This is a genomic window from Actinoplanes sp. NBRC 101535 (genome assembly GCF_030269225.1).
Classification (GTDB): domain Bacteria; phylum Actinomycetota; class Actinomycetes; order Mycobacteriales; family Micromonosporaceae; genus Actinoplanes; species Actinoplanes rectilineatus.
This window is the reverse complement of the sequence record NZ_BSSY01000001.1, coordinates 1,085,057-1,101,608: the sequence shown is the minus strand read 5'-3', so window position 1 is coordinate 1,101,608 and position 16,552 is coordinate 1,085,057. Positions and strand designations below refer to the sequence as shown.

General features: G+C 71.7%; 11 protein-coding genes. 4 read left to right on the top strand and 7 right to left on the bottom strand.

From position 1 onward, the window contains the following. Positions 1-50: 50 nt before the first annotated feature. Positions 51-587 carry a GNAT family N-acetyltransferase gene (locus tag QSK32_RS04750; RefSeq protein ID WP_285471286.1) on the top strand — a complete coding sequence of 179 codons (537 nt, stop codon included), beginning with the start codon at positions 51-53 and terminating at the stop codon, positions 585-587. Here the strand turns inward: QSK32_RS04750 and QSK32_RS04745 are convergent. Next, a complete protein-coding gene (locus QSK32_RS04745) occupies positions 577-2,004 on the bottom strand; it encodes an NAD-dependent succinate-semialdehyde dehydrogenase (protein WP_083449388.1) in 1,428 nt (475 codons plus the stop codon). The two genes, QSK32_RS04750 and QSK32_RS04745, sit on opposite strands and share 11 nt — an antisense overlap. Before the next feature lie 102 nt (positions 2,005-2,106). On the opposite strand from QSK32_RS04745, the gene QSK32_RS04740 reads away from it, so the two are divergent. Continuing rightward, complete coding sequence (locus QSK32_RS04740) at positions 2,107-2,256, top strand: hypothetical protein (RefSeq protein WP_169792503.1); 150 nt, start codon at positions 2,107-2,109, stop codon at positions 2,254-2,256. Positions 2,257-2,391: 135 nt separating this feature from the next. Further along, on the top strand, positions 2,392-4,320 hold the full coding sequence (locus tag QSK32_RS04735) for an alpha-amylase family glycosyl hydrolase (RefSeq protein ID WP_285471342.1): 1,929 nt from the start codon (positions 2,392-2,394) through the stop codon (positions 4,318-4,320). Positions 4,321-4,591: 271 nt separating this feature from the next. Here QSK32_RS04735 and QSK32_RS04730 read toward each other — a convergent pair whose 3' ends face one another. Further along, positions 4,592-5,866 (bottom strand): HNH endonuclease signature motif containing protein, encoded by a 1,275-nt coding sequence (locus QSK32_RS04730; protein ID WP_285471285.1) that lies wholly within the window; start codon positions 5,864-5,866, stop codon positions 4,592-4,594. Positions 5,867-5,961: 95 nt separating this feature from the next. Beyond that, a complete protein-coding gene (locus QSK32_RS04725; protein WP_045745578.1) occupies positions 5,962-6,408 on the bottom strand; it encodes an NUDIX hydrolase in 447 nt (148 codons plus the stop codon). A 23-nt stretch (positions 6,409-6,431) separates the two neighbouring features. Between QSK32_RS04725 and QSK32_RS04720 the strand changes: the two genes are divergently transcribed. Further along, positions 6,432-7,055: an L-threonylcarbamoyladenylate synthase gene (locus tag QSK32_RS04720; protein ID WP_045745577.1), complete on the top strand. Its 624-nt coding sequence runs from the start codon at positions 6,432-6,434 to the stop codon at positions 7,053-7,055. A gap of 122 nt (positions 7,056-7,177) precedes the next feature. Here the strand turns inward: QSK32_RS04720 and QSK32_RS04715 are convergent, their stop codons facing one another. The 4 genes from QSK32_RS04715 to QSK32_RS04700 all read right to left on the bottom strand — a co-directional run bounded on the left by QSK32_RS04715 (position 7,178) and on the right by QSK32_RS04700 (position 16,527). Then, a complete protein-coding gene (locus QSK32_RS04715; protein ID WP_285471284.1) occupies positions 7,178-10,537 on the bottom strand; it encodes an AfsR/SARP family transcriptional regulator in 3,360 nt (1,119 codons plus the stop codon). A 415-nt stretch (positions 10,538-10,952) separates the two neighbouring features. Beyond that, positions 10,953-12,290, bottom strand: a complete 1,338-nt coding sequence (locus QSK32_RS04710) for an SGNH/GDSL hydrolase family protein (protein WP_285471283.1) — start codon at positions 12,288-12,290, stop codon at positions 10,953-10,955. A gap of 249 nt (positions 12,291-12,539) precedes the next feature. Then, entirely contained in the window at positions 12,540-13,598 is a 1,059-nt protein-coding gene (locus QSK32_RS04705; RefSeq protein ID WP_045745575.1) for a lytic polysaccharide monooxygenase auxiliary activity family 9 protein, read from the bottom strand. 4 nt (positions 13,599-13,602) lie between these two features. After that, positions 13,603-16,527, bottom strand: coding sequence for a glycoside hydrolase family 48 protein (locus QSK32_RS04700; protein WP_425394675.1), 2,925 nt, complete (start codon positions 16,525-16,527; stop codon positions 13,603-13,605). Between the last annotated feature and the right edge of the window lie 25 nt (positions 16,528-16,552).

Sequence of the window (16,552 nt, the reverse complement as noted above, 5' to 3'; positions counted from 1 at the left end):
TGGAACGACCTCGCCGCCACAGAGAGCGCGGGTCATCGCAGAATGACGGCATGACACTGGTGATCAGGAGAGCGACTCCGGACGACGTCCCGGCGCTGCGCGAAGTGATGGGTGCCGCGATCGCGGAGCTGCAGAAGGCGTTCCTCAGTCCGGAACAGATCGCCGCCAGTCAGGCGATCATGGGTCTGGACACGCAGCTCATCGACGACGGGACGTACTTCGTGGTCGAGGAGCCCGGCGGGACGGCGGTCGGGTGCGGGGGCTGGAGCCGCCGGGCCACGCTCTACGGCGGGGACCACTCCGCCGGGCGGGACGCCGCGCTGCTCGACCCGGCACGGGACGCGGCCCGGGTGCGGGCGATGTACACGCACCCGGACCACGCCCGACGCGGGATCGGGCGGATGGTGCTCGCCGCGTGCGAGCAGGCAGCCGCGGCCGAGGGCTTCCGGTCCCTGGACCTGATGGCCACCCTGTCCGGCGAGCCCCTCTACACGGCGGCCGGGTTCACCGTCGTCGAACGCCTGGCGGACGACCGTACGGGGGTGCCCGTGCCGCTGGCCCGGATGCGTAAAGAGATCACCAGTTGACGGCGATGTACTTCGACTCGAGGTACTCCAGCAGGCCCTCGTGCCCGCCCTCCCTGCCGATGCCGCTCTGCTTCACGCCGCCGAACGGGGCCGCCGGGTCACTCACCAGGCCCCGGTTCAGGCCCACCATGCCCGCCTCGATCGCCTCGCTCACCCGCAGACCGCGCGCCAGGTCACCGGTGTACACGTACGCCACCAGGCCGAACTCGGTGTCGTTGGCCAGGCGTACCGCTTCGTCCTCGCCGCTGAACGTCACGATCGGCGCGACCGGCCCGAAGATCTCCTCGCGCAGGATCGGCGCGTCCGCGGCCACCCCGGTGAGCACCGTCGGCGGGTAGTAGAACCCCGGACCGGACGGCCGGGCACCACCGGTGATCGCCTCCGCGCCGGCGTCCAGCGCGGACCGCACCAGGCCGTCCACCTTCGCCACGGTGTCCTCGTTGACCAGCGGCCCGACCTGCGTCGCCTCGTCCGTGCCCGGACCGACCACCAGGGCGGACATCCGCTGCGCCAGCCGTCGGGAGAACTCCGGGGCCACCGTGGACTCGACGTAGAACCGGTTCGCCGCGGTGCACGCCTCACCGCCGTTGCGCATCTTCGCGAGCATCGCGCCCTCGACAGCGGCGTCCAGGTCGGCGTCCCCGAAGACCACGAACGGCGCGTTGCCACCCAGCTCCATCGACGTGTTCACCACGTTCTCCGCGGCCTGGGCGAGCAGTGTCCGGCCCACCTCGGTCGAACCGGTGAACGACAGTTTGCGGACCCGGGCGTCGCGCAGCATCGCCGCGACCACCTTGCCGGAACTGCGCGACGGCAACACGTTCACCACACCCTCGGGGACGCCTGCCTCGGCCAGGATCGCCGCCATCGCCAGCGCCGTCAGCGGCGTGTCGCTGGCCGGTTTGAGAACCACCGTGCAGCCCGCGGCGAGCGCCGGCCCGATCTTGCGGGTGGCCATCGCGGCCGGGAAGTTCCAGGGCGTCACGAGTACGCACACGCCGACCGGCTGGCGGACCACTAGGATCCGGTTCGCCCCGGACGGCGCGGTCGCCACGACCCCCTCGCCCCGGACCGCCTCCTCGGCGAACCAGCGGAAGAACTCCGCCGCGTACGCCACCTCGCCCTTCGCGTCGGTGAGAGCCTTGCCGTTCTCCAGGCTGATCAGCCGGGCCAGCTCGTCGGCGCGGGCCGTCATCAGCTCGAACGCCTTACGGAGCGCTTCCGAACGTACCCTCGGAGGGGTCGCCGCCCAGGCCGGGCCCGCCGCGGCCGCAGCGTCCACGGCGGCGATCGCGTCCGCCTCCCCACCGTCGGCAACCGAGGCGATCACCTCGCCGCTCGCCGGGTCGAGCACGTCGAAGCGGCCTCCCGCGGTGGCGGGCACCCACTTGCCGGCGATGAACAGTTCGGTCTCCACGGCGTAGCTCCTCACGTGTTGCAGCACGGATCCGGTCCTCAGCATCGTCCTGATCTTCGGCGCGCGCCACGGTTCCTGGACGGAGACGGGCACACTGGAGGTATGCCCACCTTCACGCAGCGCATCCAAACGTTCCTGAACAGTCCCCGCGGCCGCCGTCTGGTCGAGCAGGGTCGCCGCCAGCTCGCCAAACCCGAGAACCAGCAGCGCCTGCGCAGCCTCCTCACCCGCCTGCAAGGCCGCCGCCGGTAGCCCGGCCGGTTGTCCGGTCAGTTGCCAGGCCAGTCGTCTGGTCGGCGCTGTGAGCGATCAACACGGCAGGCTCGTCAGTCGTCCGGCCGGTTGTCAGGCCGGTTGCCAGGCCGGTTGCCAGGCCGGTTGTCCGCCGTGGACGGCGAGTGGTGGCGAGACGGCGTCGTCTACCAGGTCTACCCCCGGTCCTTCGCGGACGCGTCCGGCGACGGGGTGGGCGATCTCGCGGGCCTGACGGCCCACCTCGATCACATCGCCGGCCTGGGTGCCGACGCGATCTGGGTGACGCCCTTCCAGCCGTCTCCACAGGCAGATCATGGGTACGACGTCAGCGACTACACCGGCGTCGACCCGCTGTTCGGTGATCTCGCCACGTTCGACGACATGCTGACCCGTGCCCACGAACGGGGCCTGCGCCTCATCATCGACATCGTCCCCAACCACTGCTCGTCGGAACACCCGCTGTTCCGGGCCGCGGTGGTCGGGGACGCCGCGGCCAGGGCCCGTTTCCATTTCGCCGCGCCCGCGGACCGACCGCCCAATAATTGGCCCAGCGTGTTCGGCGGTCCCGCCTGGACGCAGACTCCAGACGGTTCCTGGTACCTGCACCTGTACGCCCCCGAACAGCCCGACTGGAACTGGCGCGACCCGCGCACCGCCCCGTTCTTCGACGACGTGCTGCGTTTCTGGTTCGACCGGGGCGTGGACGGTGTCCGCATCGACGTGGCGCACGGCCTGTTCAAGGCGCCCGGGCTACCGTCCCTGCCGGCCGAGGACCTCGCCCGGATACAGCCGGGGCGGCTGCGCGCCAACCCGCTCGCCTGCGACCAGCCCGAGGTGACCGGCGTGTACCGGCGGTGGCGGACGATCGCGGACTCCTACGACCCGCCGCGGGCACTGATCGGTGAGGTGAACCTGGAACCCGAGCTCGCCGCCCGCTATGTCGGCCCCGACCGGTTGCACCAGTCGTTCGCTTTCGCGTTCCTGCTCGCGCCGTGGGACGCCGGTACGTGGCGCGATACCGGGGACCGGCTGCTGCGCCACTCTCCGGTCACCTGGGTGGTCGAGAACCATGACGTGGTACGCACCCCGACCCGCTACGGCAACGAGGCCCGCGCCCGTGCCGCCGTGCTGACGGTGCTGGGCCTGCCCGGTGCGGCGTACCTGTATCAGGGGCAGGAGTACGGCCTACCCGAAGTGGACGTACCCCCGGACGCCCGCCAGGACCCGGCCTGGCTCCGGTCCGGCACGTCCCGGGACGGCTGCCGCGTGCCGCTGCCCTGGACCCGCTCACCGGCCGGCACCTACGGCTTCTCCTCGGCGACAACCGACGACGAGTCACACCGTCCCGAGCACGAAGACAGACCGAAACCGGAACCGGAACCGGGGGAACCGAGGGAACCGGGGGAACCGGCGCCGGAACTGGATTCGGGGGAACCGAGGGAATCGGAGCTGGCACCGGCACCGGCACCCGCACCGGCACCGGCACCGGCACCGGCACCGGACGAGCGGACACCCCGTTCACGGCAACCCTGGCTTCCCGTACCCGACGGTTGGGGTGATCACCTCGACTCGCCCACGCTGCCGCTCGTGCGGGCCGCTATCGCGTTACGCCGGCAACTCCACGGCACGCCGCTGACGAGTTCTCCTACTCATGGCGGATCCGACTCCGCGTTCACCACGCCGCGCCCCGCCCAGGCCACCGGTGCCTGCGCTTACGCAGGCGCCGACAGCCACAGCGACAGCCGCAGCCGCAGCCGCAGCCGCAGCCGCAGCCGCAACGACAACGGAACAGCCCGCGCTACCGCTATCGGATCCGATGCCGTCCTCTCCCCCGACGATCCGGTCGTGTGGTCCGTCGATCACGACGCGCGCCTGACAGCCCGCCGCCCCCGCTTCTCTCTCGTCGTGGCCATGGGCATGCGGCCGCTCCCGCCCGGCGATCTTCTTCTGACCAGCTCGCCTCTCACGCCCGACGGCATGCTGCCACCCGACGCAGCGGCTTGGCTCACACACTGTGACGCCGCCTCCGGCGACATGCTGCCACCCGACGCCCCGGTCTGACTCGCGCCTTGATGTCACCCCGGACGGCATGCCGCGACCCGACGCCACGCTCCGACTCACGCCCTGATGTCACCCCGGCCGGCAAACTGCCACCCAACGTCACGCTCCGACTCACGCCCTGATGTCACCCTAGACGGCATGCCACGACCCGATACCCGCAGCCTGACTCGCACACTGGCCGCCTCACCACTCCCACCGCTCCCATCAGTCCCACCACTCCTATCGCTCCTATCGCTCCCACCGCTCCCACCCCGCTGGCCCCGCCCGCCCCTCACGTCCGCCGGTGGAACTGGTTGCGGCGCGGCCGGCGGGCCGGGTCCAGGTGGGGCGGCGGCAGGAACTCCGGATGTCCGTCGTCGCCCATCCGCACCTCCCAGCCGCTGTTCGCGTCGTGCACCACCCGATGGTGATAGCCGCACAGCAGCGTGACGTTGCCCAGGTCCGTCGTTCCGCCCTCGGACCACGGCCGCACATGGTGGCCGTCGCACCACCGCGACGGCCGGTCGCAGCCCGGGAACGTACACCCGCGATCCCTGGCGACGAGCGCCTGGCGCAGCGAACCACTGACGAGTCGCCGGGTCCGGCCCGCGTCCAGCACCTGGCCCGGCCCGTCCATGACCAGGGGGAGGAGCCGCGCGTCGCAGGCCATCCGGCGGACGGTGGACGCCGACACCGGTTCACCGTCGTCGAGCACGCCGGACGTCAACTCGCCCTTCAACACGTCGAAGGCGGCAGTCACGGTCACCTGGGGACGGTCGCCGCCGTTCTCCGGAAGCGTGCCGCCGGCCAGCATCCCGCGACAGATCTCCACCAGCGCGTCCGCCCGGCGCTGTTCCGGGGTCCGCGCCTCGCCTGTCTCGGCCTGTTCGGCCGCCGCGCCCGCGGGGCTGCACAGCGGGTCCAGGGCGGCGCTCACCACCGCGGCGGACTCGGCGTCCAGCATGCCCCGCAGGCTGATCCGCCCGTCGCCGAGCGGGCTGAGCGTGAAGTATCGGTGGGCATGCACGTCCCGCTCGCGCCGCCGCAATCGCTCCTCCTCCGCGGTGTCGCCCTCGTCGGGCTCGACGTGGGCGAGGATCCGGTTCCCGGCACGGCGCAGTTCGACCGGGTCGAGGACCGGCGCCCAGTCACCGAGCAGCCGGCTCGCCTGGAGTCTGCTCTCCGCGTCCAGGCTCGCCGGCAGTTCGCCGAGGACCGAACTGATCACTGCCAGCTGCGACGCGTTGACCTCGCCGGCTTTGACGAGGGCGTCCACCGTCGGGTCGGCGTCGAGCAGTCGGGCCTGGGCGAGCAGCCCGCCGGCCTCCCGGGAGGTGATCAGCAACCGGGTGCGCATCCACATGTTCGCGGTGGCCACGTTCTCCTTCTGAGGGATGCCGCGACCCTCCACCTCGCGGACCGCGTGCAGCAGCGCGGCGTGGAGCACCTGCTGGGCCTGGTAGACGCCGTTGAGGAACCCCAGCAGCTCCGCGTCCGGCAACGGCCACAACGGCGCCTCGGCACACGCCGACGCCGCCTCACTCAACTTCTCGACAACCTCCCGCACACCCCCATCTTCGAACACCTGTACGACTCACCGCAAGCTTCCCCCGTCCCGACCGCTATGCCCGGGCGGCGCGCACCAAGATCGCCGATCCGCTACTACGGCCAGTCCGAATCCAAGAGTTCCCGCAGGCCAGGCGGTTCGACCGGATCGGTCAACGCCGCCAGTTCAGCCGGGTCGACCCATGCGACGGCCCGCAGTTCGCTCACCTCGTACTCCAGAAGCCCGTCCTTGACCACCAACGGCCTGGACGTGGCGAACCTGGCCCGGAAGAACTGTTCCGGCCCGGTCATCCGGCGCCCTTTCCACACGGAATCCCGATGGACCTCGACGTAGCCGGGGAGAATGGCCCCCGGATCGAGGCCGGTCTCCTCCATCAATTCCCGGCGGGCCGTTTCCAGTGGTGTCTCCCCGGGGTCGATGCCGCCACCCGGCGGCTCCCAGAGGCGGTGGCCGTCGGTCGGGTCTTCCCAGTTCATCAGCAGGATCCGGCCGTCGACGTCGATGCAGATCACCCGAACGGCCGGTCGGTGAACGGTCTCCATCTCCGGAGCCTAAGCTGCGTCGAGTGGCCAAGTACTTCGACGTGCACCCGGACAATCCGCAACCGCGCAGCATCCACCAGATCGTGGATCTGATCCGCGGCGACGGGCTGATCGCCTATCCGACCGATTCGTGCTTCGCACTCGGCAGCCGGATGGGCAACAAGGACGGCATCGACCGGATCCGTGCGATCCGGCACCTGGACGACCGGCACCATTTCACGCTGATGTGCCACGACTTCGCGCAGCTGGGCCAGTTCGTGCAGATCAACAACGCGCTGTTCCGGGCCGTGAAGGCCGCGACGCCGGGGCCGTTCACCTTCATCCTGCCCGCGACGAAGGAGGTGCCGCGACGGCTGCTGCACCCCAGGAAGAAGACCGTGGGGGTACGCATCACCGCGCACACCACCGCCCAGGCGATCCTCGCCGAGTGGGGTGAGCCGCTGGTCTCCAGCACGCTGCTGCTGCCCGGCGAGGCGGAGCCGATGACGCAGGGCTGGGAGATCAAGGAGGCGCTGGATCACGTGGTGGATGCGGTCGTCGACTCCGGCGAGTGCGGTACCGAGCCGACCACGGTGATCGACCTGTCCGGTGGCGTCCCGGAGGTGCTGCGGACGGGCGCCGGTGACCCGTCGCGCTTCACGGACTGACCCGTCGCACCTCACGAACCGGCACGACGCACCTAACGAACCAGCACAACGCACCTCACGAACCGGCACGACGCACCTCACGAACCAGCACGACCAGGAACCGTCCCGCGTGTCACGGCGGTTCACCCGGTTGACGGGCCGGCCTTCGCGCGCAGGGTGGCCGCCCCCGGATGGTCCAGCTTCTCCAGCAGTGCGAGCGCCAGCGCGAACTGTTCGTCCGCCGCCGCCCGTTTCCCGGCGGCGGCGAACGCGTCCCCCAGATGCTCGCGGATCTCCGCCTCACCGAGCAGGTCTCCCGCCTCCACGTACAGGTCGAGCGCCTGCCGGTAGGCGTCCACCGCCGGTCCGTGATCGCCCCGCTGGTGGCGGGCCCAGCCGATGCTGTCCCAGGCCGCCGCCTGCCCGTAGCGGTCGCCGAGCTCGCGCTGCAACTCCAGCGCCTGCCCGCAGTGCTCCAGGGTGAGGTCGTGGTGGCCGAGCTGTCCGAGGTACCAGCCGAGCGCGTTGAGTGCCCGCGCCTCGCCGACCCGGTGCCCGGCCCGCCGGTACAGGTCGAGCGCCTCGGTGGTGTACCGCAGACAGTCGTCGTGGCGTCCCTGCTGCTCCCGCATCCAGCTCATGCTGAACAGGGTGTGCGCCCGCCCGGCCGGATCGTCCGCGGCCTGGTAGAGCCGGTCCGCCTCGTGATAGTGCGGCTCGGCCTCGTCGTACCGGCCGACCTGTACGTACCCGCGGGCCAGACTGCGCTGGGCGAGCCCCTCAGCCCGGATCGCGCCACTGCGCCGGGCGGCGGTGACCGCGATCCGCCCCGCGGTGATCCAGTCGTCCCAGTGCCCCTGCCGGTCCAGGAAGTCGAGCATCGCCCACGGCAGCTGCCAGCCGTGCTCAGCCCCGGCCGGAGCCCCCACGTGGTGAGGCCCCGGCTCACCACCGAGCTCAGCCGACCGGCGGGGTCGGGGCAGCGCACGCCCGTCGGACGATCGGCCGGTTCCGGAACTCTCCGCGGCGAGCTGGATCAGCGCCATCAGCGTGGCATGCTCGGCCGTGAACCACTCCAGCGCCGCCGCCTCCCCGTCCAGGCTCTCCGGTTCCGCCCCGTCCACCGGCACGCCCAGCCGCAACGGCTCCCGCTGCGGGTCCAGCAGCAGTGCCGCCGCATGGCCGGTGTGCAGATAGTGGTCCAGCAGGCGGCGCACCGCCGGGCCGTTCTCCGCCAGGGTCGAGAGATCTTCGGCGTACGCGCGGAGCAGATCGTGCGTGACGAACCGCCCCGGCCGGTGCTCACTGATGAGGCTGGCGGCGACCAGTTCGGCAAGCGCATCCTCGGTCCCGACCGTACTCGCGGCAACCCCGCCGACGGCCTCACCGGCAGCCCCACCGGTAGCTTGCAGCAGTTCTTCCACCTGGTACGGCCCGCGATCGGTCCCGTCCGCCCCGCCGAGCCCGCCGGCCATCCGCTCTTCGTCGACGCTCTCAGAACCGCCGGACACCCCGAGAACATCCAAGCGACTCCCACCGCCGGACACCCCGAGAACACCCGAGCGACTCCCACCGCCGGAATCGCCGTCCCCACCCGAACCGTTCAGTGCCCTGGCGGCGGCCACCGAGATGTCCGGCCCGGGATGTACGCCGATCAACCGGAACAGCCGTGCCGCCGCCGGGCTCAGTGCCCGGTACGACCACGAGAACACCGTCCGCGGGTCGGTAGCCGCGTCCGTGCTGCGCATCCCGTCCAGCCGGGACGCCGCCAGTTCCGCCGCCACCTGTGCCAGCGGCTGGCCGGCCCGGAGCGCCGCCCGCGCCGCGACCGTCACGAGTGCCAGCGGCAGTCCCGCCGTCGCCGCGGCCAGGGTCGCCGCCATGCCCGGTTCGGCCGCCAGGCGTCCCGTCCCCAGGCGTCCGGCGAGCAGTTCCTGTGCTTCGCCGTCGTCCAGCGGCTCCAGCGGCACCGGCAGTGCTCCCGGCGAGGCGACCAGCCCGGCCAGCCGGTCCCGGCTGGTGACCACCACGACGCAGCCGCCGGAGCCGGGCAGCAGTGGCCGTACGTGCCCGGAGTCCCGTGCGTTGTCGAGCACCAGCAGCGTCCGGCGCCCAGCGAGCATGCTGCGCAGCAGGCCCGTGCGGGCGTCGAGTCCCGGCGGCGCGGGCCGGTCCGGGGCCAGCGCCGCCAGCAGGGTGCGGGCCGCCTCCTCGGGTGTCATCACCGCGCCGCCGGAGTCGAAGCCGCGCAGGTTCAGATAGAGCTGGCCGTCCGGGAACCGTCTCCGGGCGCGGTGCCCCCAGTGCACGGCGAGCGCCGACTTGCCCACACCGGGAGGCCCGGTGATCGCCACGACCCGCGGGCCGGAGCCGATCAGTGCCTGTTCTCCGGTCAGATCCTGGCCTCCGACCAGCGCCCGCACTCCGAACAGGGCTTGGTCTCCGAACAGCGCCCGCTCTTCGGTCAGGGCCTGGCCACCGGACCGCGCCCGGCCTCCGGACAGCGCCCGCTCTCCGGTCAGGGCCTGGCCACCGGACCGCGCCCGGCCTCCGGACAGCGCCCGCTCTCCGGTCAGGGCCTGGCCTCCGGACAGCGCCCGGCCTCCCGTCAGAACCTGGTCTACCAGTGCGAGTTCCCTGCGCCGCCCGGTGAACGCGACCGCGTCCGCCGGCAACTGGGCGGGCGCTCCCGGACGGGGCGCCGGATAGGCCGTGTCCCCGCGCAGGATCCGGGTGTGCAGGGCGATCAGTTCCGGTCCCGGTTCGCTGCCTAGTTCGTCGGCGATGGCGTCCCGGGTCCGCGCGAACGTCTCCAGCGCCTGGGCCGGCCGGCCCGCCACCACGAGCGCGTTCATCAGCGCGGCGGCCAGGCCTTCGACGGTGGGGTGGGCATCGGCGTACGGCCCGAGCCGCTCGGCCACCTCGTCGGCGCGCCCCAGCCGCAGCGCGGTACGCCCGAGGCGCGCGAGGACGTCCAGGCGTTCCCGGCCGAGCGCGTCGCGGACCCGTCCGGCCCAGGGGCCCGGTACTCCGGCCAGGGCCGGGTCCTCCCACCCGGACAGTGCCCGCAGCAGCAGGGCGGTGGCGTGCCGGTCGTCGCCGGTGTCCTCGGCGGCGCGGGCCTCGGACACCAGCCGGCGGGCCCGGTGCAGGTCGACCTGATCCGGGTCGCAGTCGATCAGGTAGCCCCCGGACGTCCAGCGCAGGATGTCCTGGTTGCCGGTGCCGGTGCCGGTGCCGGTGCCGGTGTTGATGCCGGTGTTGATGCCGGTGTTGATGCCGCCCAGGATGCGGCGCAGGCGGGTGGCGTACGGGGCGACCGGCGTACCCGAGCGCGGCGGCGCGTCACCCCAGACCCGGTCGATGATCGTGCTCGCCGGCACCACCTGGCGCGGAGTGAGCAGCAGGGCGGCGAGCACGCAGCGCTGTTTGCCCGGACCGAGGTCGACGGCCGTGCCGCCCTCGCCGATCAATCGCATCTGTCCGAGTAACTGCCACTGCATCCGCTTTCGTCTCCCGTGGGCACTCCGTACCGCCGAGTCCACACGATCGCCCACGATGCAAACGTTTTGCAAACCATGATCGTCACCATGGTCCGGCGTCCACGGGGCTCACGGGGGGTCGTGGGCGCTCCCAACTTTCCGCCGCACCACCCGGCGGCGCATCACGCAGCTCTATCCGAACGCCGGGCGAACAGCCCGGACAGAAAGCTCGAGAGCGGTCCGAGCAAGCGGTCGGGGCGAGCAGTCCGCGCAAGCAAGTCCGGGCGAACGGTCCGAACAAGTGGTCGGGCGAGCGGTCCGCGCGAGCAAGTCCGAGCGAGCGGTCCGGGCAAGCGTTCCGGGCAAGCGTTCCGCGCGAGCAGCCCGGGCAAGCGAGTCCGCGCGAGGCCAGCCAACGAGGCCGGCCCCGGGCGGCTCAGGCGAACAGGTCCAGCGGCACCGCGTCGGCCAGCGCGCCCATGCCCGCCTCGTTCGGGTGCAGGTGGTCGCCGCTGTCGTAGTCCGGCCGCAGCCGCCCGTGTTCGTCCGGGTCCAGCACCGCCGCCGCGAAGTCGATCACGCCGTCGCATTCGCCGCCGTACCGGATCCAGGCGTTGAACGTCTCCCGCCGGGCCCGGTTGGCCCGGTTGTCGTAGAGGGCGCGGGCGCCGCCGAACGGCAGCAGTGTCCCGCCGAGGACGGCCAGTCCGGCGATCCGGGCGCGGGCGATCACCTGCCGGTGCGCGGTGATCAGGTCGTCGGCGCTCGCCGACGGTACGTGGCCGAGGTCGTTCACACCGAGCAGGGTGATCAGGTAGCGGGCGCCGGGCAGGGTGAGCGCGTCCCGGTCCAGGCGGTCCAGGCCGGACGGGCCGACGTGCGCCTCGTCGGGGGCCTGGCCGGTGGGCCCGTCCGAGCCGGTGAGCAGCCGGTTGCCGCTGATCCCGGTGTTGAGTACGGCCCGGTCCAGGCCGGCGTGCCGGAGGCGGGCGGCGAGCAGGTCGGGCCAGCGGTGGTTGACGTTGTTGCGGGTGCGGGCACCGGCGGTGATCGAGTCGCCGAACGCCACGACGGCCGCAGCGTTCCGGTCGGTGCGGACGGTGACCGCGGCTAGGAGCAGGAACTGGCTGACCGGGGCGCCGGACACCTCGGCCGCGCCGGTGACGTCGCCGGGGCAGATCAGGTTGGTCTGGTACGCCTTCGGGCTGATCGTGCCGAGTTCGGTGCGGTCCGGCAGGTACAGGTCGACGATCAGGTCCGCGGCGGGTGGCAGGTCCAGGCCTGCGGGGTCGCTCTGCACGGTGCCGCCGGCCGGGACGGTCACCGTGGGCGACCCGTCGAAGGTGAGGTCACGGCCGGTGCCGGCCAGCATGTCGGTGCTGGTCACCGAGCCGGTGCGGCGGCCGATCCGGGCGCCGCCGATCCGTATCGGGCGGGTGCCGAACTCGTTGGTCACCATGACGCACGGTTGGTCTCCGCCGGTGCTCAGGTGCACGATCTGGCGCAGGGTCACGTCGGTGACGGTGGTCGCCCGGCCGGCGGCAACGGCGGTCGGGGCGGTGGCCCAGGAGCAGACCCGGCGGCGCCGGTCGGCGACCGGGTCGCGTTGTCCGGCGGAGCCGGGGGTGGCGGCCAGGGCGGTGGCGCCCGCGCCGGCCAGCAGCAGGGTGCGCCGGGTCAGGCCCCGGCGGAGTTCCTGCCACCGGAAGCGGTCGGGGGTGAGTCTTATCTGCGTTATGTCGGTAACGTACGGATTGCTGTCCGGAGCCGTCAAGCGGTCTCCGCAGACCGGGGGACGACGTCCGGACGACCCCGACCGGGGGACCCCGCGGCACGTCGGTGGGCGCGCCGCGAGATCCCCGGCGGTCAGGCCGTCGTCATGGCCCGGCCGTCATGCGGGTCGGGCCATGACGAACAGGTCGGGCCGTCGTCATGGCCCGGCCGCCGTGCGGGTCGGACCATGACGAACAGGTCAGCCCGCCGTACAGATCAGGCCGCCGTACAGATCAGGCCGCCGTACAGATCAGGCCGCCGTACAGGTCAGGTTGTTCACCTGCGGCGGGGCCGTCCCGGATCCGAGCAGGCCGAACGTGACGTGCCCACCGGCCGGGACCGACGCGTTCCAGTTCTCGTTGGCCACGCTGACCAGCGAACCGCTGCTGGTCGCCTTGCCGCTCCAGGCCGACGCCAGGGTCTGCGTCCCCGGCCACGTCCAGGAGACCGTCCAGCCGTTCACCGCGGTCTCCGCGGCGTGCACCATCACCTCGGCCTGGAAGCCGCCGGTCCACGCCGAGACGATGTTGTACATCGCGGAGCAGCCGGCGCCGCTGGGCGGGTTCGTGGTGGTGGAGGCCGACGGCGTCGGCGAGCTGGGCGTGGTGCCGACCCCGGTGACCTCACCGTTGCCGCCGTCGAAGATCACGTCCGAGCAGCCGTAGAACGTCTCCTGGCTGTCCGACCGCGCCCACACCGAGTAGATCAGGTGCTTGCCGGTCTTGCCGGCCGGCAGCTGACCGTTCCAGTAGTAATGGCCGTCGTCGGTGCCCGGCCCGCCGGTCTCCGCCGGGTTGGTCACCTGGTCGAACGGGGTCGGCTCGAGGTCGCTCCAGGCCAGCGGCTTCGTCGGGTCGTACCCGTCCTTGGTGATGTAGAGCGAGAACGTACCCGGGTGCCGGGCCCAGTTGTTGTACTTGAACTCCACCGTCGCACCGGAGGTCAGGTGGGTGAGCGGCCAGTCGGTGCGGCCCAGGTTGAACCCGGTGAAGTTGTACGGCCCGCCGGTCCCGCCGCTGCACAGCTGGCCGTCGGGCAGGAACCCGCTGACCCGGCCCGCGCCGTCCGAGCGCAGCACCGCGAACCAGTTGTAGAGCGAGTTCGTCCCGCTCTGCGCCACCGCCGCCGCGCACGCCGCGTTCTTCGGCTCGATCGCACCGGTGTTCGGGTTACGCCCGTCCTGGTAGCACAGCCAGGTCCGGCTACCGGGCATCTGCAGCGCGCCGTGCGCCTCGGCCGCCCCGGGCAGGGCGACGATGCCGACCGCGGCGGCGAACAGGAGCACCGCCAGGAATCTCAGCTTTCTCATGTCATCACCCCTGCGGGAACAGCCGGGCGTAGTCGGCGTAGCCGGTGGCGACGTCGACCTGGGCCCAGAACCGGTGGTAGTTGAAGGTCGGTGCGGCGCCGCCGTTCAGGTAGGCCTGGACCTTCGGGAAGTCCGGGTCGTCGCGGTAGAAGGAGCGGATGTCCAGGAACGAGACGCCCGGCTTGATGACGTCACCGTTGGGCATCTCGCCGGTCCAGCCCGGCGGGATGTAGATGCCCTGGCCGGTGGAGGCGTTGTAGACGTCGTCGAACCGGTTGTAGTCGGCCCGGGTCTCGGAGACCGACACACCCTTGCTGTCCTTGTACGCCCAGATCGCGTCGAGCAGCCCCTTGGCCGCCGTCTTCGCCTGCGTGTTGCCGGACTTGGCCGCGTAGTAGGTCAGCAGTTTGGCGTACGAGCCGGCGACGCCCAGGTCACGGCTGTGGTTGACGACGCTGACGTGCAGGCCGGTGTTGGCCGCCGGGCTGGACGGGTTCCAGGTGGCGGGTGCTCCGGTCCAGGCCAGGTCGGACGGGATCTGGAAGTCGGTCGCGCTGATCGTGGTGTTGGCCAGCGCCCACGGCACCCACTTGTCGAGTACCGCCTTGGCCTTGGCGTTGCCGGTCACGTAGTACAGCTCGGCGAGCCGTTCCAGGGACCAGGCCTGCATGCCGAACCACCGGTTGGACGGCGGGTCCTCGTAGACGGGGGCCTCGACGTAGGCCAGTCCGTAGAAGGTCGGCGTGCCGGACGGCCGTGCCGAGTAGTCGCCGTTCCAGCTGTTCGTCGCGCCACCGGCGATGGCGCCCTCGGACGACTGCAGCCACTGGTAGAACTCGAGCTGCCGGTCGAGGCTGGCCTGCCAGTCGGCCTTCGCGGTCGGCGACTTCGGGCTGAAGGCGCTGACGTTGGACAGGATGTACGCGGCCATCGGGTTCTGGTAACCGAAGTGGCTGGTCGACGAGCCGATCCGCCACGCCCAGCCGGCGCTGGTGTCGTACGCGCCGCCCCAGGCGTAGTACCAGGACATCAGGTTGCTCGAGGCGTTCTTGCCGGTGCCCGCGGCGCAGCTGGTCGACGCGCAGCCGGGCTGTTTGAAGTACTTGTCGTAGAACGAGTAGCGCAGGTAGTCGCCCATCTTGGCGGCGTTCGCCACGGCCGACGAGAGCTGCGACTGCTTGCCCTGCTCGGTGGCCCACTGCAGGGCCCAGTAGGCGACCTGCACGACCCGGGCGTCGGCGTCCGGGGCGTTGGTGTACTTCCACTGTTTGGCGTACGAGGCGTCCTTGGTGAACAGGTCGAGGTAGCCGTTCGGGCCGCCGTGCGCGAACGTGTCGCAGGACGGCTGCGGGACGGTCTCCCACGTCGACTCCTGCGGCCCGCGCTGGAACGTGTTGATGTACGCGACCCGGGTCGTCCCGTCACCGCAGTGGCCGAACCCGTACGTGTTGTCCACGTCGAGCAGCCAGTGCATGCCGTAGATGTCGTCGGTGCCGTACGCCGTCTTCAGCTCCGCCGCGAGGGGGTCCGTCCCGACGCTGACGCTGGTGTCGAGCTGCGACGGGTACTGCGACGGCTGCGGGTGCTCGGCCGCGTACGTGGCCGGTTTGGCGGGGTTGTAGTTGGCGTTCGTCGGCTGGTCGGCGTGCGACGGGATGATGTACTTCTCCATGATCGCCCAGGAGGCGTTGAACGGCGCCCAGTCCCCGGTCGACTGCCCGTGTTCGGCCTCCAACCACAGCCAGTAGCTGAACGCCTCGCTGGTGGTCTCGTGGCCGTGGTCGGGCGCCTCGTCGATCAGCGTCTCGATCGAGTGGTACGGCACGCCCTCGGGGCTGAAGTAGCCGTTGGCCGGGTTCTTGATGTCGTTGTAGAGCTGGGTGAACCGGGCGTCGACCGCGCCCGCGTCGACGACCGAGACGCCGACCTGCGCGGTGGTGTACCCGGTGGCGCTGGCGGCCAGGGTCGCCGACAGGCCGGAGGTGGCCGCCGAGGTCGCGGCGACCGTGACGGTCTGCGCGGTGTTCCAGTTCGACGGGGTGAACGTCAGGGTCGCCGGGGTGGCGCTGACCGTGGTGCTGCCCGCGGTCCGGGCCACCGCCACGCTGACGTTGGCCGTCGGTGCGGCCGGCAGTTTCAGCGTGAACGTGGACGAGGCACCGGGGGCGACGGTGACCGAGGTGGCGCTGCTGACGATCGCCGGGGTGGTCGACGCGTCCACGAAGACCGGCACGTCGGCGGTGGTGCTGCGGGCGCCGGTGCCGTCGTAGGAGACCGCCTGCACGTGGTAGGCGGCGCTCTGCGCCGGAACACCGCTCCAGGTGTACGCGTACGGCGCGGTGGTGTCGCTGCCCAGCAGCAGGCCGTCGTGGTAGAACTCGACCCGGCTGATCGTCTGTCCGGTGGCCGCCGCCGCGGTGGCGGTGATCGGGATGGACGCCGGGGCGGTGTACCGGGTGTTCGCGGCCGGCCCGGTGATCTGCACGGTGGGTGCGGCCGCCGCGCCGTTGCAGGCGGTCCCGTTGACGCTGAACGCGGTGGGCACCGGGTTGGCGGAGCCGGCGGTGGCGTTGAACCCGGTGCTGACCGACGCGCCGGTGGCCAGGGTGCCGTTCCAGGTCGCGTTGTTCACGGTGACGTGCTGGCCGGACTGGGCGTACACGCCGCTCCAGCCCTGGGTCACCTTCTGGTTGGCGTCCGGGAAGTCGTATTCGAGTTTCCAGCTGGACACCGGGTCGCCGGTGTTGGTGATCGCGATGTCGCCGGTGAAGCCACCGGACCACTGGCTCTGCACCTTGTAGACGACGGTGCAGCCGGCCGCCGCGTAGGCGGGTGCCCCGGCTGCCAGGGCCGCACCGGCGCCGAGGACGGCGACGCCGGTGACGGCGAGTCTGCGGCGCAGGCGGAACTCTCTGCTTCCGGGGAGCAGCCTGCTTCGGGGGAACGGTCTCAAG